Raw genomic sequence first — 26,242 nt, 5'->3', positions numbered from 1 at the left:
ACTCATACTTTTTATATTTAAAGTGCATTATTTGCAATCACAATTATGCTGTTTAAAATCGATTACCATACGCCCTTGAATTTTACCTTGTTCCATTTCTTCGAATACATTTTGTACTTTATCTAAAGAACAAGTTTGAACAACTGGCACTACTTTTCCTTCTGCACCGAACATAAACGCCTCTTCTAAATCTTTACGAGTACCAACTAGAGAACCAACTACTTCAATTCCATCCAGTACAAGTCGTGGGATGTTTAAGTCCATTGTTTCTACTGGTAGCCCTACTGCAACTACTTTACCGCAAGCACGTACTGCATCAACTGCTGAGTTAAAGGCTACTTTAGAGACTGCTGTTACTACCGCAGCATAAGCGCCACCAAACTCCTCTTGCACAATTTTATCAGCAGGACCTTGAGAAATTGGATTGATAGTCATATCAGCACCAACTTCTTTCGCTAAGGCTAATTTGTCGTCATTAATGTCTACTGCGATTACCTTTGCACCAAATACATTTTTAGCATATTGGATAGCTAAGTTACCTAATCCACCGCAGCCATAGATTACAATAGGTTGACTAGGTTTAATATCTGATACTTTAATAGCTTTATATGTAGTTACACCAGCACAAGTAATTGATGATGCTTGAGCAGGATCTAATCCTTCTGGTACTTTTACCGTATAATCAGCTGTAACGATACATTGTTCAGCCATACCACCATCCACTGAATAACCAGCATTTTTAACTTCACGGCAAAATGTTTCTCTACCAGTTACGCAATATTCACAACGTCCACAAGATTGGAACATCCATGCAATGCTTACACGGTCACCTATCTTTAGTGAAGTAACATCATCAGCTATTTTCGTAACAATACCTGCACCCTCATGACCAAGAATACGGCCATCAGTGTTACCAAAATCATGATTTGCAACGTGTAAATCAGTGTGGCAAACTCCACAATACTCTACATCTACTAACGCTTCACCTGAGTGTAACGGACGTAATTCTTTTTCAATCACTTCGATGTTTGCTTTGCTGTTTTTATTAACCACTACTGCTTTCATATGTGATCTCCCCTTTAGTGTTTTAGCATTTTAATGAGTTTATCTCACAACTACTTTCTTCACTACTTTGGCTAGTTATTGTACCAAATTTAAGTGTTCAATCATCATTACATCTTCATCATAACATGACACTTCATAAACAGCTTGTGAAATTATGAACAATATTTGAATTATTACACAAATCGGTCTTTATTTTAAATTTTTAAAAATGAGAGTTTATCATTGACTATAAGTAAGTCACATATTTCTAAAACAAAATAAATTAACAAACTTCTCACCGATAAAAAAGCTCTTCACTCAATATTTTCTACATGTAAACACTTAGTTTCACAGTAATATCCTTTGCCACCAACATAAACTTTTTCTATTTTATTTTTGCTATTGGTTGCTAATTTAACTAATATTTCAGAAGGCGAGTGTAAAGAATAACCTTGTTCAAATACATAGACTTCTTTTTTCAAGTAGTCCTGTTCATAAAGATAGCAAGCTAATGCACCGTTTGAAGTTCCAGTCGCTGCTTCTTCATTAATGTCGTATAGTGGCGCAAAATTTCTGCATATAATTCGATTGTCATTAAAAGTATATAGATGCATCCCGACAACATTATAATACTTGCTGATTTCTTTAATTTTTTCAAAATTAGGTTGCAGTGCATGTAATTGTATTTCGCCTTTTATAGGAATTAAAATATCTTTTAAGCCCGTGGAGACAATTTGAATTGGGTATTTATTGTCTATATCTTTACTATCAAAACAGTCGGTGAACTCATTTGGAGATACAACATCATAGAATATCGGTTTATTTTGTTCCATGAATATGATGTCATCTGTTATAACAATAGTAAGAACACCACTGTTCGTTTCAATCGTATAGCGATTCCTGAAAAGTTTATTTAAATGCATTAGTATCGCGAAAGAGCCAATTGTGGCATGACCACATAAATCAACTTCTTCTTTTGGAGTAAAATACTCAAATTTATAATCAGCAATTTCAGATTCTGATATAAATGCGGTTTCCGCATAGCCCAGTTGTTTGGCTATTGCCATTTTTTGAGTAGTGTTCAATGTATTTGTATTCTCAATAAATACCACTCCTGCTTTATTTCCGCCTTTATGATCCTTGCTAAATGCACTTGCAACATAAACGGATATTTTCATAAGACACCTTCCTCACTTATAGTAAATTGTAGTATAGAAAGCACTACATATAAATGCCATTGGATAAATTATCTATAGATTAAGAGACAAACTATTTTTAGTATTTGAACTCTCCAAAAATAGTTTGTCTACAGTCTGAAAAGCCCTTCATTTGAAGAGCTTTTCTTATATTCGCTTCATCGAAATCGTTTCACGTATACTTTGTAAATTTTTTAACGTTTCCTCCTGTCGTTGCAACGACAACCCTACATACAAAGTATCTAATAAGCTTAACTGTGCTAATCTGGATGAACTTGCTTCTGTGCGGAATTCAGTCTCACGTGTTGATGTATATAACGTTATATCAGCAAGTTGACTTAATGCTGATTTCTTATAGCTCGTAATCGCAATAATTTTGGCCCCTCTTGCTTTCGCTACTTCTAATGCTTCAAGTAATCCTTTATTGCTACCAGAATGAGAAATACCAATAACAACTGAGTTTTTTGAGAGTAAACCTGCTCCCATAATTTGAAAATGCGAATCAGTATGAGCGATACAAGAAATACCCGTTCTCATAAACTTATGATACGCATCCATTGCAATAATACCAGAGCCACCATTTCCATAAAACTCAATTCGACTTGCTTCTTGCAAGGCTCGTACAGCCTGCTCAAGTGCCGTTTCATTTAGCAAATGTAAAGTATCTTGCAGTCCTGTAATATGCGAATGAAAAACTTTTTTAGCAACAGTTACCATACTATCTTCTGCTGATACCTCTTCATGAATATTTTGCATCGGTGTATGTACAATTTCACGAGCTAATGTAATCTTTAAATCTTGAAAACCTTGCAAACCAAGGTGTTTACATAAGCGGAATATCGTAGCTTCGGAACTACTCGTAACTTCAGCTAATTCTGTAATAGATTTATGTACAACATCTTGTGGATGTTTCAAAATATGTTCGGCAATACTTCGCAATTTCGGTGATAAACCATTTAACGAAGCCTGAATCTTTCCAATCCCACTTCTTGTATCAGGCATAGCATATCCTCCCCTTCCATCGTAGCTTTATCCTGTAAAAACCGATTAGTTAAACTAATCATCAGTGGGGATGGTCCCCCACTGATTAGAGTTTCACTTTATTGTACCTAATTATTGAAAGAAGAAAAACCTATATTAGGGATTACTATAAATTTAATTGCTCCTATGTATTCTGTCATACGATATAATAGAATTATTCATACTTATGAATAATTCTCCCCATGTTTAACTGCGTATAATGCGGCTTGCGTACGATCGTCCACTTCCAATTTAGCTAAAACGTTTGAAACGTGTGTTTTCACAGTTTGTTCTGTAATATAAAGTTCTGCTGCAATCTCCTTGTTGCTTCTTCCTTTCGCAATTTCGCGAAGTACCTCTTGCTCTCTTTTCGTTAACATTGAAAAAGGATTTTCTATTTCCTTCTTTACTGCGGAACGCCCTATTAATGCAGGTGTTACTTTCGGGTGAAAATTCGCATTTCCTTGATATACTGCAATAATAGAAGCGACAAGTTGTTCAGGTTGTACTTCTTTTAATTGATAACCATCTGCTCCAGCTTCAAGTGCTGGTATAACATAATCTTGCTCTGAAAAACTACTTAATATAAGTACCTTTATCGTCTCATCGTATTGCTTTAGACGTTTTGTTGCCTCAATTCCATCCATTTTCGGCATCGATACATCCATTAGTACGACATCCGGTTTTTCTTTTTGCACGAAATGTAATGCCTCTTCGCCATTTTCCGCTTCCCCAATAATTTCAAATTCTTCTCTCGTTTTCAAAAAGAATACAAGTCCTCTTCGAACGATATGATGATCCTCAACTAGTAGCAGTTTAATCTTCAACCTTATTCTCCCCTTCAAATCGGCAATTGAATTTCTATTTTTGTACCCTTTTTCAGCTCTGTTGTAATTTGAAACGATCCCTTCATTAACTGAATACGTTCCTTCATACTTTTCAGACCAAGTGCTGATTCCCTTACTTGTTCTTGTATAAATCCTATTCCATTGTCTTCTATGTAAAAATGTAACTGGTTATTTTCTATTTTTAAAAGAACATGTACCTTTTCACACGAAGCATGCTTTTTACAATTATGTAACGCCTCTTGGCTAATACGCCATAAAACTTCTTCTATTTCATCCCCAATTAAAACCATCCCATCAATTCGAACTTCCACTTGAACTCCTAATAACTTCCCGTAATTTTGAATTGCTTCTGCTAATCCTTTCTCTAATCCTTCAGGTCTTAATTGCCAAATTAATAGCGTCATCTCTTGTAATGCTTCTTGTGATAATTCTCCAATATAACTTAACATCTCTTGCAATTCTCTATCTTGCGTCATATTCAGAGTACCTTTCGCTGTTAGCATAATAGAAAATAACAATTGTTTTACTGAATCATGTAAATCACGTGCAAGTCGATTTCTTTCCGCTACCACTACATATTTACGTTCTTTCTCAACTAATTGAATACGTTGTATTGTCGTTCCAATTTGAAATGCAATTGATTCTAATAACGCTAACTCTTCCTCTGAAAAATGAGTCTTGTGAGGTGCAGCCACATTTAGTAGACCAAATTTTTCCAATCCAGACCTAAGCGGAATTGTCGCATGATGTGTAACATCTTCTGTCTCTCCCCAATTACATTCAATTGCATCTTCTATTCGCTTACATTCAATAATATTAGTCGCTTTTTCCAATCTCCCATTCACAAAACGTTCTACACACCAACAGTTTCCTTCACACATCGGCTTCTTCTCTTGCCACGTAAGAGCCTCTGGTAAATTTTCGTCTACAAGCATGCTGTGCTTTCCACTTTCATCAATAAAGAATATCCACCCTGTTTGTAAATTCATAACTTGTAACAATGTATGCAACACTTTTTCTAACATATCCTGTAAGTTTGTTGCTTCATTTAATAATTCAGCAATTTCTTTTAATGCTTCTAAACGATGCATCTCTTTTTCTTCAAAGCTCATTCTCATCACCAACTACAATTATAACATTAAGAAATTTCTAAATTCTATAAATAAAAAAAGAACCGAATTCCTTCAGCCCTTTCTTTATATCAATCATTTTATTATTGTTATTCTATCCAATGTTGGAAGCAAAATTTTTGTTAACAAATGATTCTACTTTAGCTGTCCGATAAAGATTGTCCACCATGGATATGCTGTAAGCCTTCAGTAGTAACAACCATATTCGCTGCTGGCATTTGCACTTGATTTTTATGGAACATAGACATTAATTCAAATCTTACTTGTCTAGAAGTTTCAAAATAATCTTCTGGCTTTATTAAACCTGTAATACAAAATTCATACCCAACATATTTCAAGTTAGGATTTAAGTCTGTAACACCGACGTATTTAAATGGTTCAACAGCCTCATCCTCTACTCTATAAAGAGTTTGATTCAATTTTTCATTGCATATAACACATACTTCTTCTAATAATTCCTTCACTCTTGTTGGATCTTCCTGATAACTTACCGTGATGCGTTCAATTACACGCATCCATCCTTTATTAAAATTTTGTATCGTTCTAATCTCTCCGTGCGGGATGGTAAGTAGTTTTCCTGACCATTCACGAATTTGCATAAAACGAATACTAATCTCTTCAATAGTTCCTGAATTTGTTCCGTTAAAAGTTACAAAATCACCAACCCGAAACTCTTTGTCCGCTAATCTTGCAAAGCCTAATATAACATCTTTTAGCATCTGTTGTGCAGCAAAACCGATGACAACTCCAGCTATCCCTGCACCTGCAATAATACTTTTTATATCTACAAATTGGCTAATTAAATATATGATAAGACTGATGATAATGATATATCTAAAAATAGATCGAATTACACTTTGAATCGTCTGCTCTACCTCTTCATCAAAAAAGCTTGATTTCCTAAAAAACCAATCAATAATACGGTTTATTACAAAAGAAATAATGATTAAAACTAAAGCAAATAGTAAAAATCTTAAAAGTAAAAACTCTCTTACATAATTAAAAAATTCTTCAGTATGCGTTAATAAGCTCATTTAACCACTTCCTTACTAATTAAAAAATTCGTAATCGCCTAAGTTTGTTCTAGAAAAATCTATTATCCTAATCTTAAATGCCACTACCCTTACTATGTATTTTGACTCTATTACTAATTCACTTTAAACAGTATGTCTAGGTGTTCTTTTTCCTTTCCCTTTAAATATACCCTTTTTAATAATCTAAAGGGAGCTAATAGTGATTTTTTTAATATTACAACTTTATTCTACTCATTAAGATTTCAATTAATTTATTTATTAACTAAGTACAAAAAAGAGCTGAACTCATCAGCTCTTTTATTCGATATTAATTGTTGTCTTACTGTTTTTTTCTTCTTTCAATTTTGGTAATTCAATTGTCAATACGCCATCTTTATAATTTGCTCTAACATTTTCTCCCTCAACTTGTTTAAAACTAAAGCGTCGAGTTACAGAACCTATAGAACGTTCTTTACGAATATATGTGCCATTCTCATTTTTTTCTTCTACTTCATTATGGTTAGTTGCTTGAATCGTTAATACATCTTGTTCAAAATCAACTTGAATGTTTTCTTTTTGAAAACCTGGTAAATCTGCTTTCACAGTATATTTATCAGATTGCTCATGAATATCTACTTTAAAAGTATCCATGTTCAGTGGCTTAAAGAAAGCATCTGTCATCCCTTCTAATAAAGAAGGCCCAAAATCAAAAATACCATTTTGACGTTTTGTTATCTCTGGAAATAAATTACGCATATTTTTTCCTCCTTATTATTTATGAATGAAAGATTATCTCTTTCTGCCTTTATTATAACATTTGGTCAAAAAAGGTCAAAGTTTTTGTTTGACTTTTTTGATGTATATTTTACCAAATAAGACACATGAGATATTTGACATCTCTCATCTTTATAAAGAGGAATATATTTATATAATAACGAATAGTTTATATGCTCTTATTTTTCCTTAAGGAGGTTACCTACAATGGGGTATATCGAAGAAATTAGCGAAGTTGTCGGATCAAGACCGTTCAATTTAGTAGGCGTTGCGGTAGCTGTTTTCAATGAACAAGGACAAATAAAAGAGACCTTTTTAAAGGCCTCTTTTTTATTTCACTTCTGCATGTAAACAAGATTTAAAATGTCCAAGTGCAAATTCATGTCCTTGCGCATTAAAAGATGCAACTGCCTTTTCATAAACAACAATTTTAAATCCTTTATTATACGCATCTACTGCTGTATGAAGAACACAAATATCAGTACAAACACCTACAAGATGAACTTCTTCTATTCCTCTTTCTCTTAGCTTCATCTCTAAATCCGTTCCAGCAAACGCACTGTATCGCGTTTTGTCCATATAATATACATTCTCAGCATTTTTATTTGTTTCGTATACTTCTTGTAACTCACCAAATAAGTCTCTACCATTTGTACCTGCTATATTATGAGGAGGAAATAATTTCGCTTCTGGATGATATTCATCATTTTCTTCATGTTTATCAATTGCAAACACTACGTAATCCCCATTTTCAATATATTGCTTCGTTATATGTACAATTTCCTTCTCAATTTCTTGGCCTGGTTTTCCGCAAGTTAAAGCACCTTTTTCCGCTACAAAATCATATGTATAATCAATATTAATAAGAGCTCGTTTCATAACCACTATCTCTCCTTCTTCTGTTTCACAGTAAACAATAGAAAATTTGTTATTACGACATCGTATGTACTATTCGACATTTCAAATGAAATACCTACATTTTTCTTACAAAACTCACCTTAATCCGAGTTTATCATAAAGTTAAACTTTAATCATTGGAGAGTTTGTTCATCTCCAATGATTATCAGCCCTCACCAATCGCGCATTTACGGACAGTTGATCTCCCACCTAATATCCTCACCTATTCCGAGTTTTAAAGCGAGGTCTTACTGCCCGTTAATGCGGGATATAATAGATAAACAATGGTAAAACAAATAGCCCTATTAACAAGTCATGAATTTGATAATTGAGCGTTATTTGCATAAACTCTTGTATCGTAAACCAAATTACTGCCATCATTAGGCTAATCAAAATGATACGAATACACCGATTCACGTATTCAACCTCTTTCTCTGTCATAGTAGTAACAAGTGATTTCTTCCTATTTAATCGTATTAGAAAATGAAATAAGTTATTCACTCTTGCACACTCTAGTCCAAACAAAAAAGCACACTACTTTTTGAGTAATGTACTTTTTATTCATATTAAGACGCTGGTTTTGTCTCAAATGTTGCTTGATTAAAACTAATAACCTTTCCTTTCGGGTCATTGTTTTCATACTGAACTGCAGTAATTGTATGACTACCTGTTTCCAGCATTTTTTCTTTTAACTGCACTGTTGTCTGCGTTGTACTAGTTACTTGATGTTTATCTGTATACATTTGATCTACAAATACGAATGTTTCTTTATCACTTTGAAAATTAGAAAGTTCTAATTCAACTTGCTGAATTAACGTATCCTTTTTGATGAATACAGTCGGTATATTGCCGTTTTCAGAAGTACCATCTGGAGTAATAACTTTTACTTTCCCTTCTCCAATTGACATTACTCCTTCTGGAAATACAACCATATTCTCATCACTTGCGTTTACAACTTGTTCTTCCTGTTTTGATTGTGCGTCCTCTTTTTCCTGTGGAGCACCGCAACCAACTAATAACAATACAGACAATCCAGTGATTATGAATTTTTTCAAAATTCATCCCCCCTGTAACTTCATTATAATTTATTATACAAAAATAACTTTTAAATTTTGAGACTACTTTCAACACTTTCATGAACAAATAGAATCTTACTCACGATTAATGTATCATACTTTCCTTAATAGAACATTAATTTTTTTTATGAAATAAATAGTAAATTCCTCTTATCTATCATTTTAGCCCAACATATGAATTACATACTCTCAAAAATAAAAAGACATTGTTAGTTCAATGTCTTTTCTATACAGCAATTAAAAAACAAACGTTGTAATCTCATCTACTTCTTTTCTTGGAAGTTTCTTCGGTTTATCTTTCGGAAATCCGAGTGAAATAACCATATTTATTTGTTTTTCAAGCTCAATTTGTAAATATTGGCGCAGTTCATCTTGAGCTAGCAATACTGGCCCTGTCATTGGACAAGTACCAAGCCCCTTTGCATGTGCAGCTAACATTAAGTTTTGTGCCGCTAAACAACTACTCTTAATGCCTTCTTCTTCCCAAACTGAATTTGGAACAAAAGCAATTGGATCAAATATCTTTTCACGGAACTTTGATTCATATGGTGTTGCCAAACATACGATTAATACTGGTGCCTCCGAGAAAGCTGTTGCATATGGTCCGAAAGAACGTGTAAGTAATTTCCCTGCTTTCTCTTCTCCATTTTCTGCTGCTTTTGCCGCAAGTTTATGTAATGCATCCCATGTCATTTGTTCAATTTCTTTAATCTTCTCTCGATTCATGATAACTAAGAATTCCCACGTTTGTGAATTGGTATCACTCGGTGCGTAACGAGCACAATCAATTATTTCTTTTATATCATTAGTAGATACTTCTTGATCTGTAAACTTTCTAACACTTCGTCTTCCGTGAATTACTTCTTTAAAATCTTCATAATTCATATATTAAATCCCCTTTTTACAGCGTTTTCAAAACTTGTCCTATGCTTGAATTATATCATGAAAAAAAGCCGGAAGAATACCAGCTTTTTTCTTCATGATTAATTTGTCACTTTAAACAAACGAATACTCTCTTCGTATGCAGCTTGTAGTTTTTTCGTAATTGGTCCTCTTTCACCAGCCTCGAACTGTTCATCACCAATTTGAACGACTGGGAATATTTCAAGTGGCGTCGCTGTAAAGAAGCACTCCTCAGCGTCATATACTTCTTGTAATGAAAACTCTCGTTCCTCTACATCGATATGTAACTCTTTCGCTAATGTAATTACGTAGTGACGTGTAATACCATGTAAAATGAAATGATCCGCTGGATGTGTAATTAACTTATTATTCTTCACGATAAAGAAATTGGAATGACATCCTTCAGTCACAATACCATCTCGTACTAATATTGCTTCTTGATAACCTTGTTCATTTATTTTGTTTTTGATCATGATATTAGGAAGCAAATTTAAAGATTTTATATGGCAAAACTTCCACCTGATGTCCTCTTCTACTGTCACCTTAATCCCTGCCTCCATTGAAGCAACTGGTCTTGGGAACGAAACAAGATTTGCAAAATATGTCGGTTGTAAATCTGATTCATATACATGATTGCGCGGTTGTGCACCTCTTGATATTTGTAAATATACATTCCCATCTTCTTGAAATTGATTTTTTTCAATCATTTGATATAACTCTTCTACTAATTCTTCCTTCGTAAATGGTGGAATTAGTTTTATTTCTGCCATAGAATTAAAGAATCTTTTCAAATGTAAATCTAATAAATGAGGCTTGCCGTCGTATAGTCTAAATACTTCATAAATCCCATCACCAAATTGGAAGCCTCGCTCTTCTAATGCTACCATCGGCTGTTCTTCCTTCGTATTAATTATTCTCCCATTAAACAAGATCCAATCTTTATGAGTAGCTTTCATTCTTCCCCACTCCTTTATCACATGATTGATTTTATTGTACAACTTATGACACCCTGAAAGAAGGAATTTTCTGTATTTTCACAAACAAAAAATACATCACTTCGTAAAAGTGATGTATTTTATCATTTATTTAAGGAAATATTTTTCAATATCATCTAACATAAGGTTCGCAGCTTTAATACCGCCTGCTGTATTCCAGATTACCTCGTCTACTTGGAATACTTTATTATTTTTAGAAGCCTGTAGTTGCTTAAAGAGTGGATCTTCTATCCATTCCTTTGCTAACGAATTTCCTTCATTATTCTTATCTGCATCTTTATCAGACGTGAAATAGAATAAGTAGTCTCCGTCCATATTTGGAATTTGCTCTTTTGTAATTCCTTTTATCGCAAAATCATCTTTATCTTGTAATGGTGGTCGTTTAAATCCAATATCATTTAAAACAACGCCCGAGAATGAGTTTTTTTGATAAATACGAACGTCACCTGGTACGAAACGAATAATAGAAACTTTAGAATTCAAATTATCGCCTAACTTCTCTTTCATTCCTTCAATACGTTTTTTATAATCATCAAGAGCTTTCTGCCCTTCTTTTTCTTTATTTACAGCTTTTGTATAAAGTGTAAAGTTTTCTTTCCAATCACCGCGTAATGTTTCTGCATAAACAGTTGGTGCGATTTCTTTTAGCTGATCATATATTTTTTCATGACGCATTTTATTTCCGATAATTAAATCTGGCTTAAGCTTCATTACAGCCTCTAAATTAATATCACGTTCAGTTCCTACAACTTCCGTGTTTTTTAACTCTTTCGCTATATGAGGATACCATTCATCACCAGCACGTGGTTTCGTAGTCCCCACTGGCGTTACGCCCACAGCTAGGAGAGCCTCTGCGCCTTCATTTGTTAAAACAACAACTTTTTTAGGTGTACCATTTACTATCGTTTCACCCATTGCATGCTTTATCGTATATGAATCTTTTGCTTTCGCTGATATATTATTTTCTTTTTTCTCTTCTTTACTACATCCTGCAATTACAACCATGAGTATCGTAATGCAGAACATAATTAGTTTTTTAGTATGTATCATATGTCCTCCCTAGATGAAATCGATTATCATTAACAATTAAAGATTAATGGATGTTACATACATTGTCAATGTATATCAGAAAACTTTTTTAATATATACTATTTAGATTCTATCCGCTTTTCTAATGTTTCTTTTTAAAACATAGTGCATAAGTATGAAAATAAATGTTGTTATTAAAATGCGTATTCTTGTTATACATAACAACAATACGCATCCATATTGCATTATCATTTTAATTCCTAATATTGAGTATATTTAATATACGCTGGGTCATTATATACCCACTGATTTCCACCAAGGTTTAACCAACCATTTTCATTTATATATACTAAATAAGATTCTGGAGAATTTAATTTGCGGATAACTGCAGATGTAGTTGATGGACCACTTCTTAAATTTACATTCATCCCTTGTATATATGCAACCCCAATCGGGCTTCCATCACTGTTGCTTGTCTTTACAAAATTAATGTAAGAAGGATCATTATACACCCATTGTCCATTCCCCAAATCTAGCCATCCGTTACTTTCCTGATATACAACGTAAGATTCTGGAGAATTTAATTGACGAATAACTGAGGAAGAAGTTGATGGACCATTTCTTAAATTTACATTTTTCCCAAGAATATAAGCGATTCCCTTCGTTTGAGGTGTCGGTTGTGGGTTAGGAGGTTGTGGATTTGGATCTACTCCAAAAATAGCTGCTATTCCATTTGCATACGCTTGACTTAGATCTTCAATAAATTGTGGATTTTTTAATAAATTTGCATCAAACGCTGTATCAATAAAAGCAGTCTCAGTTAAAATTGCATCCATTGTGGTTTCTCTTAATACCGCATAATTTTCTTTTTTTGCTCCTCGATCACGAAGACCGTATTTTGTTAATACAGGATTGACAGCTGTATGCATTTTTTGTTGCTTTGCATATGCAGTGCTGGTATTGGATAACGCATTATAAATATAACTTTCAAAACCTGTACCCCCGCCGCTATTAATATGAAATGAAATAAAATAATCCGCACTGAAAGCATTAGCAATATTAGCACGTTCCGATAAAGAAATAAACACATCACTATCACGTGTCATTTTAATTGTAATTGGGTAATTTACCGTTAAAATGTCTCGAACGCGTCTAGCAATTTGAAGTGTTAAGTTTTTTTCTACTAAACCATTACCAACAGCACCAGAATCATATCCACCGTGCCCTGCGTCTATAACAAGTTTCATTTTATTGCCCCGCCCCTTTCTTGTAATATGTTTGCATTTCTACTCGTCCTATTTTATGTGAAATGTACAAGTTCTGTTACAATTGCAAATAAAAAAACCGCCTTATGTAAGGCGGTTTCTATCATCTTGCTTTAACCAATTTAAAATAAATATATACGATTGATAGTGAACATAACGTATGCAAAATAAAATAAATAAAAGTGCTATTCCAACACCACTATAAAGTAAACCGAACTTTAAAAAAACATTTAAAAGTGGTGGAAAGTTCATTAGATTTTGTAATGTACTAAGCATACAAAACATAATGAAAAAGACAGATACGTATTGTAATTCATACGGCTTTTTTTTCTTACTCATTCTTTTCCGAATGATTATATGACATAATTCTGCTACTATAAAGCACCCTCCAATTAATACAAGACCAGAAGTCATCGTCATACATCCACCTGCCTTATGTTTATTGTATCGCATAAATAATCATCGTTATATTTTCTTTACATACTCTTCATCTTCTGAAGCAAAACCAAAACTCTCTATGAAAGACTTCGCCTTTTCTGTTAATTTCTCTTGTAGCACTTTTATTTCTTTCACATTTCTTTGTTTCATCATTTCTTCAAATGTAAAATACGTATTTGTACCATAACCGTAACCTTGGTAATCAAAATGAATAATTAGCTGTGATAAAACAGCCTGTTCCTCTTGTACACTATAATCTATTACACCAATATATGTATCATCAACTTTTACACAGTACTGTACCTTTTTCTCACCTAAACTATGCGATTTAAACATTTCTTTAACAACGCTTTCATTTTCTACAGTAACTTTCTCAAACGTAATCATATGTTGTCCATCCTTTTACTATTATTGTATCAATAATACTTCCTATTTATGAAAAAAACCTTAAGACCGTATGCGATCTTAAGGTTTTTCTATTTAAACTAAGCTATACGCACGTTTTGTTTCTTCATGGAACTTATTCGTATCGTATTTATGCTCAACATAAATTTGGTGCCATACCATAAACGCAAGTACAGTCCAAATTTTACGGCTATAATCGCCTTTATCTGCACAATGTGCTTCCAGTAAGTTTAATACATACTGTTTGTCGATTAAATGCTCTGTCTTACTTTCGTTTATAATATTTATAGCCCAATCATGCATTTCGTCTTTTAACCAGTGACGAATTGGTACTGGGAATCCAAGTTTTTTACGATCTAATACGTGATCTGGAACGATTCCGCGTGCTGCTTCACGTAAAATAGCTTTCGTAGTTCCGTTAGCAATCTTAAATTCAGTTGGAATTTTAGATGCAACATCGAATACTTCTTTATCTAAGAACGGTACACGAAGTTCTAATGAGTTTGCCATTGTCATTTTATCAGCTTTTAATAAAATGTCACCGCGTAACCATGTGAACATGTCAATGTACTGCATTTTACTTACATCATCATAATCTTTAATCTCATTATACAATGGTTTCGTGATATCCATATAGTTAACACTTTCATTGTAATACTTCATTAATTCAGCTTTTTCTTCTTCACGGAAGATTTTAGCATTTCCATAGTAACGCTCTTCAATTGGTGTACATCCACGCTCTAGGAAGCTCTTACCTTTAAACCCTTCTTTAAGAGCACCACTTAATGCTTTTAGAACGCTCTTACCTGGGCTAGGAATGTAAGAGAACATTTTTAGTGAGTTTGGCTCACGGTAAATGTTATAACCACCAAATAGCTCGTCTGCGCCTTCACCTGAAAGAACAACTGTTACATGTTTACGTGCTTCTTTCGCAACGAAGTACAATGGTACAGCTGCTGGATCAGCTAAAGGATCATCCATATGCCAAATGATTTTTGGGAACTCATCCATAAATTCTTTCGCTGAAATGAATACGTTATGGTTTTTAACGCCTAATTTCTCAGCAGTTTCTTTCGCAACATCAACTTCACTGAAACCACGTTGCTCAAAACCAACAGAGAATGTTAAAAGATTTGGATTCATTTCTCTTGCGATAGAAGCGATGATAGATGAATCGATACCACCAGATAAGAATGAACCTACTGGTACATCACTACGCATATGCACTTTTACTGAATCATATAACACATCACGAATCGCTTGGATATGCTCCTCTTTCGTTGCACTTGAAGCATTGAAATAAGGTTTCCAGTAGCGATGGATTTCCATCTCTTTACCGATTTCTTTTACGAAATAATGACCAGGCTCGATTTTATTAACATCAATTGTTAACGTTTCTGGCTCTGGACCATATTGGTACGTAAAGTAATGTTGTAGTGACGTTGGATTAACGCCTTTATCTTCCATCACATGCATAATACTTTTCTTCTCAGATGCGAAGAATGTAGTATCACCTTGTTGTGCGATGTATAAAGGTTTAATACCGAAGTGGTCACGTGCACCGAAAAGTTTCTTTTCTTCACGATCCCAAATCATAAATGCAAACATACCACGAAGGTAGTCTACACATTTTTCTTTCATATGTGCATACAATGCAATGATAACTTCTGTATCAGATTGCGTTGCAAACGTTGCACCTTTTTCAAGTAACATTTCACGTAATTCTACATAGTTGTAAATTTCACCATTAAAAATAATTACATATCGATCATTTTCATAAGTTAGCGGCTGATGTCCTGCCTCTAAGTCAATGATACTTAAACGGCGGAAGCCAAATTGTACATGTTCATCACGAAAATATCCTTCGTCATCTGGACCACGGTGGAAAATCATCGTGTTCATATTTTCAAATTGATGTTTTTCTGTTTCTGAAAACTCTCTAGGGTTTTCACATAAACATCCTACAAAACCACACATACTTCTTACCCTCTTTCAGTTTTCATTCTGTCTCTATACTACTATATCAACCCTATTTATACTAGCATAATCAACTGAATATGGCGACCAAAAACTATAAAAAAATCACTCCATTTCACATTTTTAACAATTTTTTATGAAAACATGAAAACTAGGCACTCACCTTTCTCCGCTTTTGTCATATGATATTGCAAATTGATTTCTAGGAGGGAATACCATGAGTGAAGAAAAAAAAGATTCTTCTCGCCCACCGGTTCGTAATTACTTAAAGCAAATTGATGATTTCTTCGAGCAAACACCTCTTCGCAATGTAATCGCTGATTTAAATCATTTTTTCCAAAAAGGAAACCGTTTATTAACATTCCCTGTAGATTTATATGAAGTTGGTGAAGAACTCGTTGTTACAGCTGAACTACCAGGTATACAAAAAGAACAAATTCAAATTGAAATACAAAGTGAATACTTAAAAGTCTCTGTAAAAGAAGAGATACTTGAAGAGGAAGAAGAACAAACATCCCATAACTATTATCGCCGAGAACGTTCCATTTCAGAAGCATCAAGATTGATTAAGTTACCGTATTCAATTAATAAAAAAGCGGCAAAAGCTTCTTATCAAAACGGCGTATTAGAAATTCGAGCGCCGAAACTTCCCCAGCAACATGACATTTTATCCATAGACTAATGCAAAAAAATAAGGGTGCTATGCACCCTTATTTTTAATCCACTAATCGCTTCATATCACGTATAATGTCTTCATATGGCGTATTACTAATGCCACTATACTTTTTCATTACTTTTCCGTTTTGATCAATTAAATAAAATGATGTACCATGTATGACCTGACCGTTCTCCGGCTTATCTACAAGTGATTGGAAATTATCTTTTGAAAACTTTGTAATATCTTCTAACGAATACCCTGTTAATAAATTCCAGTTACTAGTATCCTCTGTAAACTTCTGAATAAAAGCTTTCAGATTTTCTGGCTTATCAAGGTCTGGATCTACACTAAATGAAACAAACTGAACGTCTAATTTCTCTTCTTTTGCCATCTTTTGCAGCTTGGCCATATTTGCAGTCATTGGCGGACAAACTGTCTGACAATTTGTGAACATAAAATCTGCAACCCAAACTTTCCCTTTTAAATCTTTTGTACCGAATTGCTTTCCATCTTGATTTGTAAATTGGAAAGTTTCTAAATCCCAATTTAATGGTTTACGAAGCTTTGAACCTGATTCACTACATCCGGCAAGTACAAAGAGACAAAATACAACCATAAGACCAATTATTTTTTGATAACGCTTCATTTATAAACCTCTTTTCTCTATCCTAAATTTAAATAGGTTATGTTTATAATAACAAAAGTTAACACTACGAGAAAATTGTTTACTACATTTGTTCACGAAATCGTACGATTTTACGCATGTTACTTCTTTATTTCAAGCGAATTACTAGACAAAATATATTTTTTTACTATTATTTCTCTAAATAGAATTGATAAAACTAATTTTATTGTTACTTTTGTAAATACCTCTCCCTATTTTTTAACAATTCTTTAAACATTAATCCATGTTTTACACTGTATTCCTTAACAACATTTCGGTACAATACAAATACAACGATTTTAAATGAGGTGATGTTCATGGCAAAGCGCTATGAAAATATGGATAATGTTAGTACAAAAAAATCAATTCGCTCTTTTTTACGCTGGCGTAAAGAACGAAAGCAAAACAAAAAAGATTTTTCTTTCTTAGTAGAACAATCACCCGTTAAACAAAGTGCATTTTTGCAAAGCAATGTTGAAAAAACGACTGTCACATGGATTGGGCATTCCACTTTTCTTATTCAAACGAATGGACTTAATATATTAACAGATCCAGTATGGGCTAATAAATTAAAGCTAGTTCCAAGACTTACCGAACCTGGACTCTCTATAGAAGAACTACCTAAAATTGATATTGTCCTTATTTCACATGGTCATTATGATCATTTAGATTTTTCAACTCTTCGTCAGTTGAATGATGATGTTCTATATCTTGTACCTATTGGATTAAAAAAATTATTTACTCGTAAGAAATTTAAACATGTAGAAGAGTATAAATGGTGGGAAAGTACGATAATTAACGAAGTTTCTTTTCACTTCGTACCTGCTCAGCACTGGACAAGAAGATTCTTATTTGATATGAATACGTCTCACTGGGGCGGATGGATTATTGATAATGAAACGAATATGGAAACCATATATTTTTGTGGCGACAGTGGCTATTTCCAAGGTTTCAAAGAAATTGGTGAACGCTTTTTAATTGATATTGCTCTTATGCCCATTGGCGCTTATGAACCAGAATGGTTTATGAAAGTATCTCATGTTTCACCTGAAGAGGCCGTGCAAGCTTATTTAGATTTAAACGCTACGCATTTTATACCGATGCATTACGGAGCTTTTGCACTCGCCGATGAAACACCCCGCGAGGCAATAACTAGACTTCGAAATAATTGGAATTTGCGCATGTTACCATGGGAACAACTGCATGTACTCTTTTTAGGCCAAACTTTTATTTATAGTAACGCAACAAATGATAAGCAAATAAACGAAAAAATTGAAACTTTACATGTGTAACGTAATGACTGATTTTCTATATCCAACATATAATATAGAAAATCCTATAGTGAAGGCAAATAATCAAGCTTTTACGGGCAGCCCGCTACCTTACCTCTTTGCTCCAGCTAATTTTGAGGTAGAGAGTTTTACTGTCCGCAAATAGCGGGATAAAGGGTGTTTTCTATGAATGAATATTTACAGACTCGCTATATCATTAGCGGTAGTGCCTGTGTAGCTCTTCTTATTTCTTACTTTCTATTTACATAAAAAAGCTACTTGAAATATATTTTCAAGTAGCTTTTTTATTACTCTGCTAAATACATAAATCCGATTGCGCCCGGACCTGTATGAGTACTAATAATAGGCGTTGTATAGAAAATTTCTGATTGAGCAAATCCACTCACTTTTTCAACCGCCGCTTTCATACTTTCAGCTAAAGGAATTGCTTTCGCATGCGGAATTGCAACAGCTTTTACAACTTTTCCAGCCGTATCTTGCTCAAATAACTTAGCTAATGTTTTTACAATTTGGCCTTGGCTACGAACTTTCGTTACAGGATTATAAACACCGTCTTCAAGACTAGCAATTGGCTTTATATTAAGTAGCGAACCGATAAACGCTTTTCCTTTACCGATACGTCCACCCTTCACTAAGTTTTCTAATGTATCCACTACTACATATAAACGAGTATTCTTTCTTACTTCATCTACACGTTTTAAAATTTCTTCTAGTGAGCGTCCGTCATTTGCCATTTTTGCAGCTTCAATTACTTGATATGCTAAAGCATGTGTAATAAATTGAGAATCAACAACTGTTACTTTTGTATCGGTCATTGATGCAGCGCTATTTGCAGTTGCTACAGTACCGCTCATTCCACTTGTCATATGGATAGAAAGGACTTCGCTTCCATCTTCCCCTAGCTTGTCATACATTTCTACAAATGTACCCATAGCTGGTTGTGATGTTTTTGGTAATTCCTCTGATTTAATCATTTCTTCAATAAATTCGTCAGGTTGTAAATCAACGCGATCTAAATATGTTTGTCCATTTACAGAGATTGATAATGGTAAAACATGAATGTCATACTTTTCGATTACGTCTTGTGATAAATCTGCCGTTGAATCTGTTACAATTTTAATTTTTTGCATACTATACTTCTTCCCTTTCCAATACGCTCTCCTTGTTATTATACTAGTATTCCCATTGCTTTCAACAATTTGGAACGAAATTTCATCAAATTAATTATATTTTCATACCTAAAATGAAAAAGACAGAGTTTACTAACCCTGTCCGTACTTCGTATCATGCATTTTTTTCAAGGGTATTTGTTTTATATACATTTAAATAATCATTCCACTTCAAACATTTTTGTAAATATTCACGGAAAGAATATGAAAATCTTGGGTGTTTTTGTTTTTGAATTTTTGCAATAAATAATTGAAGACGAGACTGAATTAGAAACGATAATGGATGCTGTGCCTGTAGGACAGGGATTTCAAATATTTTAATACAATCCCCTGTTGAATGAGTGAAATAAAAACTTTTCGTAATCACAATATCAATCCTCTTTTTCATTGGATTTTTGAACTTCTACTTTACGCTTGTAACACGTTGTTTAAAGTGGCGACTCCCATGAATACAAAAGTATCCTTAGACAATCTCTGTAGTCCTTATGGTTAGAAGATTTATACTCTATTCATCTCCACCTAATCCATCCCTCATCCTAAATTTCTAATAAGACGAGGACTCGTTATCCGTATATTGCTTAATATATTTAGTATAAACTTATAAAAGCGCAAAGTTTGTCTAAATTTTGGAGATTCTATATTTTTTTTCTTCTCTATATTGTATACGTTTATAGCTAGAGTATAACAAATAAATAAAAAAAGTGCCTTTATAACGAGGCACTTTTCGACTGAATTTCTTCTTCTCTTTTCTTTTTTCGCTTACTAACAATCTTTGATAAAGCAATACTAATTTCATAAATACAAATAAGCGGTACCGCAACTAAACTATGAGATAAAAAATCTGGCGGTGATATACACGACGCAATGATAATCAATGCTACGTAAGCATACCTTCTTATTTTTATTAGAAGTTCCGCCGTCAATAGTCCAATACTCGTTAAAAACATTACTACTACAGGCAATTCAAAAATTACAGCAAATGGAACTGTTAAATTAAGAACAAAATGAAAATACTTTTCTGTCGTAAACATCGTATTAAACATTTCATTACCTATCGTAGTTAAAAAATGAAATAAAAACGGCATTACAACGAAATATCCAAAGCATAAACCTGCAATAAATAATATAGACAATACCGGTATATACATTATTGTCAACTTTTGTTCATTTGGATGTAAACCTGGTTTTACAAATAACCAAATTTGTATAGCAGCAAAAGGAATTGTACAAACGATAGCAAATACTGTAGCAATCGAGAAAAAAATCCACAATACATCACTTGGACCGAGAACAGTTAATTTCATTGGTAAATCTTTTACAAGCCAAAAATAAATATCCTTTGTAAAAGTAAATCCAATAATTAAAAATAGTACAAAGGATAACACCGTATATATTACTCTTTTTCGAAGCTCAACAATATGTTCTACTACGCTCATTTCCCGATCTTCCATCTCGTTCACCACACTTTATTTATCCATTACAAGGAAAATACACTACATTTTTTCTTTCTTTTCCTTTTCTTGAAATGCGTCATCTGTCAATTCTTTCGTTGATTTTTTGAACTCTTTTAACGTTTCCCCTAAAGCCTTCCCGATTTCCGGCAATTTTTTAGGTCCAAATAAAATGAGTACTGCTACTAAAATTAAAATTAACCCTGGAAAGCCAATATTTGAAAACATTTCCCCATCCCCTTTATTAGTAGTTTCCTTGTCCTACTATTACATAATTTTATTTTGTCAAAAAAGTTTGAAAACGTCAACAAATCCATTGTCTTTTGTCAAAAAAATTCAAAAATATAATCAATTATACAAATTTCATTTTCTATTGCTCTTGTGTATGATATGGTAAGGGAAATGACATATTATTTTATCCCGCTTTAACGGGCAGTAAGAACCACCACCTCAAAATTCAATGCAAGCCAAGAAGTTACGTGGGGGCTCAACTGCCCGTAAAAGCCCGATTGGTTCAACTAATAATCAGTGGGGGATGCCCCCCACTGATTAAAGTTTCACTTTATGATAGTAGAAAGGATTTGCATTATGACTGAAAAAATGACACGAATGACCCAATTTGTAAAAGAAGAAATTGCAAATGCAATTACACATGGTATCGGTGCCATTTTAAGCATCCCTGCCTTAATCATATTGATTATTCATGCTTCAAAGCATGGTACCGCATCAGCTGTAGTTGCATTTACTGTTTATGGTGTAAGCATGTTCTTACTGTACTTGTTTTCAACGTTGCTACATAGCATTCATCATCCTAGAGTAGAAAAAGTATTTACTATTTTAGATCATTCAGCCATTTACTTATTAATTGCTGGCACGTATACTCCTTTTCTACTTATTACACTTCGTGGGCCATTAGGATGGACGTTGCTTGCTATTATATGGACACTTGCAATCGGAGGTATCATCTTCAAAATTTTCTTTGTACGTCGCTTTATAAAGGCATCAACTTTATGTTACATCATTATGGGCTGGCTCATAATCGTTGCCATTAAACCACTTTATGAAAATCTAACTGGACATGGTTTTTCACTACTTTTAGCAGGAGGAATTTTATATTCTGTCGGAGCTATATTCTTCCTTTGGGAAAAGCTACCTTTCAACCATGCCATATGGCATCTTTTCGTTTTAGGTGGTAGTGCGATGATGTTCTTCTGTGTACTCTTTTATGTCTTACCTACAGCATAATAAAAAAGGTTTCAGCTTACTATAAGCTGAAACCTTTTTTATTACTTATGTAATTGTGATGCGATAACTTCCTGTGTATGCTTCGTTAATTCTTTAATATCCATATTCGCATAATCTTCAGGTGTAATCGGCTTAGAAATTGTTACTATTGCATGAGCTGGCTTCATACGATTTCCATTCGCTTCAAACATCTTATATGTACCATCTAACGTTACAGGTAAAATTGCTACACCTGACTTTACTGCAAGATGGAAACTACCAGCCTTAAACTCTCCAACTTCCCCACCCTTACTTCTCGTTCCTTCTGGGAAAATTACGATAGAATGTCCATTCTTTAATAGTTCGATTCCATCTTTAATTGCTTTAAGAGATTGACGACGATCGCTACGATCCATAAATACACAATTCATCAGTTCCATCCAAGTTGGTACAACTGGGAACTTTTTAATCTCTGCTTTTGACACGAATCCAATTGGTTTATTTAAGTAACCTAGTAAAACAGGGATATCCATATTACTTTGGTGATTACTTACAACTAGTACCGGCTTGTCTTTCGGAACATTTTCAAGTCCTTTAACTTCTACTGTCCCTCCAGCTACACGTACCATTTTCTTACCAAACCAATTTGTCGTTTTGTACACAGCATTATCTTTTTCTTTTGGCGCCATCATATTTACTTGTCTTTTAAGACGCCACATTCTTGGTGTAATCGCAATTACAATTAAAATTAAATAAAAGATTTTAAAAAACGTTTGAATCATACAGAACCCCCACCTATTATCATTCCGACCTTCATTATACTAGACAAACGAAGGAAAAAGAAGAAAAAAAGTCCAAACAGCAAGTGTTTGGACTTTTTAAGCATTCTATATTAGAAACGTTTTGCTAATTCACGAGCATTAGCAATTGCGGCTTCTTTAATTTCTTGTGCTTTTTCAGGGTTTGCATTCATACCTTCAACTGCAATATATTCAGTATCATTTACACCAACAAATCCTAATACAGTTTTTAAATGATTGCGACCGAAATCTACAGCTGCGTATGCTCCTTCAGAATATACACCACCTGTTGCTTGAATGTGAAGTGCTTTTTTACCTTCTAATAAGCCGACTGGACCATTTTCAGTATATTTGAATGTTTTACCTGCGATTGCTACGTTATCTAAGTATGCTTTTACTACTGGTGGATAGCTAAAGTTCCACATTGGAGTTACGAATACATAACGATCTGCATTCATAAATGTTTCTAAGTTTGTGTTCATTGCTGCTACTTTTTGTTGTTGAACTTCAGTTAAAGCTTCAAAGCCTTCACCTGCTGCAAATTTACCCCAAGCAGCAAATACATCTGCATCAATTGCTGGTACTGTAGTGTTGAATAAATCAATTGTTACAACTTCGTCTTGTGGATGTTCGTTTTTATAAGCTTCGATGAAAGCTTCCCCTACTGCCATTCCGAAAGAACCTTCTGCTGAATTTGGATTTGCTGTAATAAATAGTACTTTTGTCATTGTATTCTCTCCCTTTTTTCTCTTTATCTTTAATTCAAGATTTATTTTTCGAAAGTTAATAACTTACCTTATGTAAGTATGATACAAAAAGTTTCAATCGATGTCAATAAAAAATAGCTACTTTTTTTTCGTAAGTTAATGATTTATTTTGTTTCTTTAAAATTTAGTATACAGATATTAAGACTTCTCACACAAAAAGGCTATCTCTATAAATTATAGAGATAGTCTTTTATTACATATTATTTTTGAAAAACATGTTTTACTTTTTCAGCTGGAATGTTACTTCCACCTCTACCTTTTACATCTTCAATCATCATTGTAATGACCACATCTGGTGAATTCAAATCAAATGCAGCGAACCAGCCTAGTTCTTTTCCTTCGGCCTCTTTTGATACTTTTAATTCCGCTGTACCTGTTTTTCCAGCAAGAGTCATGCCATCAATTTTAGCAATTTTCCCTGTACCATCCGGATCATTAATTACTTTCGTCATAGCAGTTTTTAATATATCCTGATTTCCTTTAGAAATTACATTTTCTTTCCAAGCTTTTGGTTGTTTATCTGTTTTAATAATATACGGTGATGGAATCGTTCCATCATTTACAATTGGCGCATACGTTAAAGCTAAATGAAGAGGAGTCATTAATACTTGCCCTTGTCCATATCCTGTATCTGCCATTTGAATATCATTTTTAATACCGTCATTTGCAATTTTAGAAGCAGGGAATCCATATTCAATTGGTAATTTTTCATCGAATCCGAATTTTTTCGCTTCACTCATAAACTTGTCTTTTCCGATTTTCAATGCTTCTTGTGCGAAGTAAATATTATCCGAGTATTTCATCGCCTTATCAAAATCAATCGGATTTGCATCTTTCACACGCGTTACATAATAATTACCCCAAGAAGAATCTTTTGTCCATTTTAATCCTTCAATTTTTAACTCTTCTTTTGGATCGATCGTTTTCGTTTCAAGACCAATTGCAGCTGTAATTGGTTTAAATACAGAACCTGGTACCGATAATTGTGTAAAGCGATTCGTCATCGGTTTTTTCGGATCATTATTCCAAGCTTCGCGTTGCGCTTTCGATGTTCCTCGTGCAATTAAATTAGGATCATATGCTGGACTACTTACTAGTGCAATTGTTTCTCCACTTTTCGGATTAATCGCTGCACTTGAACCAGCTTCTCCCTTCATTTCATTATACGTTTTTTCTTGAACAGCACTATCAATAGTTAAAGTTACATTTTCTCCATCAACAGCATCTGTTTTTGCCAAGTTTTTAATTTCTTTTCCTTGCGCATCTTCTACAAAGACACGGCCACCTTTTTTACCGCGTAGCTTTTCCTCTAATACTTGCTCTAAACCAGCTTTACCAACTGGATCATCAGCTTGATAGCCTTTCTTTTGTAGCGTTTTTAAATCTTCAGCATTTACCTTTCCAATATAACCAGTCAGATGAGCTGCCGCTTCCCCTAACGGATATGTACGAACATTTACAGGTTTTGTTGAAACACCTGGTAAATCAATGTACGTATTTTGTGTTGCCCCTTCAGGCAAAATTCCAATTGGTACGAGATACCCTGGTTTTACCCATTTAGCAGCTAATTTTTGATCAATTTCTTCTACAGACATATTTAATAACTTCGCTACTGTTTCTTTCGTTTGCGGAGCAGTATCGCCTAACTTTTCAGGAATCAATCCGATTTCAGAAGCTTTCCCATTCGTTGCAAGACCTTTTCCATTACGATCGTATATTTCACCACGTTTTGGTTGTGTTGTCTGCATACGCACTTTACTATCTTTCGTCATGCCAGGGAAAATAAAATCAGGAGTCCAATCTATTTTCCAAGATTCTTTATCTCCATCTTTTTCTTTCACCATTTTTGCTTCATGACCAAATGTGATTTTACCACCAACTGTATCCATGCTTACTTTAAAAGGAACAGGACCTTCATCTTTTTTATCTTCTTTTACTTCCCCTGTTTCTACCTTTAAGTCTTTCACTTCGATACCAGAATAAATTTTTTCATATTTCTCAGTAAACTCTTTCTTTGAAATATCTTTTTTTGCATTTTTTGATAGTTGATCATACATATCTGCAAATTTTTGTTTATTCCACGCTTTTACATATGTATCAAACGCTTCTTGTGGCTTTTCTTCTTTACCACATCCAACTAACATGAATGTTAAGCAAAGAAAAAGAATCCCCCATATCTTTCTCAATCGATTCTCCTCCTCTTTCTA

At 33.8% G+C, this 26,242-nt stretch carries 28 protein-coding genes and 1 pseudogene; 4 read left to right on the top strand and 25 right to left on the bottom strand.

Translation table 11 applies throughout. The annotated features are described in order from the left end of the window. Positions 1–27: 27 nt before the first annotated feature. The 7 genes from adhP to MR143_RS14200 all read right to left on the bottom strand — a co-directional run bounded on the left by adhP (position 28) and on the right by MR143_RS14200 (position 7,007). Positions 28–1,065: an alcohol dehydrogenase AdhP gene (adhP, locus tag MR143_RS14230; protein WP_242280807.1), complete on the bottom strand. Its 1,038-nt coding sequence runs from the start codon at positions 1,063–1,065 to the stop codon at positions 28–30. Positions 1,066–1,358: 293 nt separating this feature from the next. After that, a complete protein-coding gene (locus tag MR143_RS14225; protein WP_000704321.1) occupies positions 1,359–2,222 on the bottom strand; it encodes a PhzF family phenazine biosynthesis protein in 864 nt (287 codons plus the stop codon). A 165-nt stretch (positions 2,223–2,387) separates the two neighbouring features. Beyond that, a complete protein-coding gene (locus MR143_RS14220; protein WP_001113484.1) occupies positions 2,388–3,242 on the bottom strand; it encodes a MurR/RpiR family transcriptional regulator in 855 nt (284 codons plus the stop codon). A 203-nt stretch (positions 3,243–3,445) separates the two neighbouring features. Next, the gene (casR, locus tag MR143_RS14215; RefSeq protein ID WP_000694627.1) at positions 3,446–4,087 is read right to left on the bottom strand and encodes a two-component system response regulator CasR; all 642 of its coding nucleotides are present in this window, start codon (positions 4,085–4,087) and stop codon (positions 3,446–3,448) included. 14 nt (positions 4,088–4,101) lie between these two features. Next, positions 4,102–5,220: a two-component system sensor histidine kinase CasK gene (gene casK, locus MR143_RS14210; RefSeq protein WP_000007231.1), complete on the bottom strand. Its 1,119-nt coding sequence runs from the start codon at positions 5,218–5,220 to the stop codon at positions 4,102–4,104. Between the two features lie 158 nt (positions 5,221–5,378). Next, on the bottom strand, positions 5,379–6,272 hold the full coding sequence (locus MR143_RS14205) for a mechanosensitive ion channel family protein (protein ID WP_000055370.1): 894 nt from the start codon (positions 6,270–6,272) through the stop codon (positions 5,379–5,381). A gap of 297 nt (positions 6,273–6,569) precedes the next feature. Then, on the bottom strand, positions 6,570–7,007 hold the full coding sequence (locus MR143_RS14200; protein ID WP_001245048.1) for an Hsp20/alpha crystallin family protein: 438 nt from the start codon (positions 7,005–7,007) through the stop codon (positions 6,570–6,572). Positions 7,008–7,232: 225 nt separating this feature from the next. Here MR143_RS14200 and MR143_RS14195 point away from each other — a divergent pair, with 225 nt between their 5' ends. Continuing rightward, entirely contained in the window at positions 7,233–7,376 is a 144-nt protein-coding gene (locus tag MR143_RS14195; protein WP_002181592.1) for a hypothetical protein, read from the top strand. Here the strand turns inward: MR143_RS14195 and MR143_RS14190 are convergent. From MR143_RS14190 to asnB, 10 genes and pseudogenes are all read right to left on the bottom strand, one after another. Then, positions 7,356–7,904 (bottom strand): cysteine hydrolase family protein, encoded by a 549-nt coding sequence (locus MR143_RS14190; protein ID WP_000816755.1) that lies wholly within the window; start codon positions 7,902–7,904, stop codon positions 7,356–7,358. The two genes, MR143_RS14195 and MR143_RS14190, sit on opposite strands and share 21 nt — an antisense overlap. Positions 7,905–8,157: 253 nt before the next feature. Further along, a pseudogene (locus MR143_RS14185) lies at positions 8,158–8,423 on the bottom strand (hypothetical protein). Between the two features lie 65 nt (positions 8,424–8,488). Further along, positions 8,489–8,977 (bottom strand): putative periplasmic lipoprotein, encoded by a 489-nt coding sequence (locus MR143_RS14180; protein WP_000713498.1) that lies wholly within the window; start codon positions 8,975–8,977, stop codon positions 8,489–8,491. Positions 8,978–9,235: 258 nt separating this feature from the next. After that, the gene (locus MR143_RS14175; protein WP_001105286.1) at positions 9,236–9,883 is read right to left on the bottom strand and encodes a nitroreductase family protein; all 648 of its coding nucleotides are present in this window, start codon (positions 9,881–9,883) and stop codon (positions 9,236–9,238) included. Positions 9,884–9,981: 98 nt separating this feature from the next. After that, a complete protein-coding gene (gene dat, locus MR143_RS14170; RefSeq protein ID WP_000648355.1) occupies positions 9,982–10,857 on the bottom strand; it encodes a D-amino-acid transaminase in 876 nt (291 codons plus the stop codon). Between the two features lie 126 nt (positions 10,858–10,983). Next, positions 10,984–11,946: an ABC transporter substrate-binding protein gene (locus MR143_RS14165; protein WP_000581996.1), complete on the bottom strand. Its 963-nt coding sequence runs from the start codon at positions 11,944–11,946 to the stop codon at positions 10,984–10,986. A gap of 239 nt (positions 11,947–12,185) precedes the next feature. Beyond that, a complete protein-coding gene (locus MR143_RS14160) occupies positions 12,186–13,172 on the bottom strand; it encodes an N-acetylmuramoyl-L-alanine amidase (protein ID WP_000779897.1) in 987 nt (328 codons plus the stop codon). Positions 13,173–13,274: 102 nt separating this feature from the next. Next, a complete protein-coding gene (locus MR143_RS14155) occupies positions 13,275–13,604 on the bottom strand; it encodes a hypothetical protein (RefSeq protein WP_000200462.1) in 330 nt (109 codons plus the stop codon). 51 nt (positions 13,605–13,655) lie between these two features. Beyond that, positions 13,656–14,015 (bottom strand): GNAT family N-acetyltransferase, encoded by a 360-nt coding sequence (locus MR143_RS14150; RefSeq protein WP_000627518.1) that lies wholly within the window; start codon positions 14,013–14,015, stop codon positions 13,656–13,658. Between the two features lie 93 nt (positions 14,016–14,108). Further along, on the bottom strand, positions 14,109–16,010 hold the full coding sequence (asnB, locus tag MR143_RS14145; protein ID WP_000333816.1) for an asparagine synthase (glutamine-hydrolyzing): 1,902 nt from the start codon (positions 16,008–16,010) through the stop codon (positions 14,109–14,111). Positions 16,011–16,227: 217 nt separating this feature from the next. Between asnB and MR143_RS14140 the strand changes: the two genes are divergently transcribed. Further along, the gene (locus MR143_RS14140) at positions 16,228–16,692 is read left to right on the top strand and encodes an Hsp20/alpha crystallin family protein (RefSeq protein WP_001288085.1); all 465 of its coding nucleotides are present in this window, start codon (positions 16,228–16,230) and stop codon (positions 16,690–16,692) included. A gap of 34 nt (positions 16,693–16,726) precedes the next feature. Here the strand turns inward: MR143_RS14140 and MR143_RS14135 are convergent, their stop codons facing one another. Beyond that, positions 16,727–17,314: an SCO family protein gene (locus tag MR143_RS14135; protein ID WP_000833333.1), complete on the bottom strand. Its 588-nt coding sequence runs from the start codon at positions 17,312–17,314 to the stop codon at positions 16,727–16,729. Positions 17,315–17,649: 335 nt separating this feature from the next. Between MR143_RS14135 and MR143_RS14130 the strand changes: the two genes are divergently transcribed. Beyond that, entirely contained in the window at positions 17,650–18,624 is a 975-nt protein-coding gene (locus MR143_RS14130) for an MBL fold metallo-hydrolase (RefSeq protein WP_001129635.1), read from the top strand. Between the two features lie 287 nt (positions 18,625–18,911). Here MR143_RS14130 and MR143_RS14125 read toward each other — a convergent pair whose 3' ends face one another. The 4 genes from MR143_RS14125 to MR143_RS14110 all read right to left on the bottom strand — a co-directional run bounded on the left by MR143_RS14125 (position 18,912) and on the right by MR143_RS14110 (position 21,472). Beyond that, positions 18,912–19,754 (bottom strand): DegV family protein, encoded by an 843-nt coding sequence (locus tag MR143_RS14125; RefSeq protein WP_001169470.1) that lies wholly within the window; start codon positions 19,752–19,754, stop codon positions 18,912–18,914. Positions 19,755–19,908: 154 nt separating this feature from the next. Beyond that, entirely contained in the window at positions 19,909–20,160 is a 252-nt protein-coding gene (locus MR143_RS14120) for a DUF2535 family protein (protein ID WP_000629011.1), read from the bottom strand. Positions 20,161–20,500: 340 nt separating this feature from the next. Beyond that, positions 20,501–21,244, bottom strand: a complete 744-nt coding sequence (gene tatC / locus MR143_RS14115; protein ID WP_000390118.1) for a twin-arginine translocase subunit TatC — start codon at positions 21,242–21,244, stop codon at positions 20,501–20,503. Between the two features lie 42 nt (positions 21,245–21,286). Further along, entirely contained in the window at positions 21,287–21,472 is a 186-nt protein-coding gene (locus MR143_RS14110) for a twin-arginine translocase TatA/TatE family subunit (RefSeq protein WP_000492443.1), read from the bottom strand. Positions 21,473–21,832: 360 nt separating this feature from the next. Here MR143_RS14110 and trhA point away from each other — a divergent pair, with 360 nt between their 5' ends. Beyond that, positions 21,833–22,489, top strand: a complete 657-nt coding sequence (gene trhA, locus MR143_RS14105; protein ID WP_002163996.1) for a PAQR family membrane homeostasis protein TrhA — start codon at positions 21,833–21,835, stop codon at positions 22,487–22,489. Between the two features lie 41 nt (positions 22,490–22,530). On the opposite strand, the gene MR143_RS14100 is transcribed toward trhA, so the two are convergent. From MR143_RS14100 to pbpC, 3 genes are all read right to left on the bottom strand, one after another. After that, positions 22,531–23,250 (bottom strand): lysophospholipid acyltransferase family protein, encoded by a 720-nt coding sequence (locus tag MR143_RS14100; RefSeq protein WP_000616574.1) that lies wholly within the window; start codon positions 23,248–23,250, stop codon positions 22,531–22,533. Between the two features lie 110 nt (positions 23,251–23,360). Continuing rightward, on the bottom strand, positions 23,361–23,996 hold the full coding sequence (locus tag MR143_RS14095; RefSeq protein ID WP_000170025.1) for an FMN-dependent NADH-azoreductase: 636 nt from the start codon (positions 23,994–23,996) through the stop codon (positions 23,361–23,363). 239 nt (positions 23,997–24,235) lie between these two features. After that, complete coding sequence (pbpC, locus tag MR143_RS14090) at positions 24,236–26,221, bottom strand: penicillin-binding protein 3 (RefSeq protein WP_001227244.1); 1,986 nt, start codon at positions 26,219–26,221, stop codon at positions 24,236–24,238. Positions 26,222–26,242: the final 21 nt, after the last annotated feature.

The organism is Bacillus cereus group sp. BfR-BA-01347 (assembly GCF_022663835.1).
Lineage (GTDB): Bacteria > Bacillota > Bacilli > Bacillales > Bacillaceae_G > Bacillus_A > Bacillus_A thuringiensis_K.
This window is presented reverse-complemented; position numbering and strand designations above follow the sequence as displayed.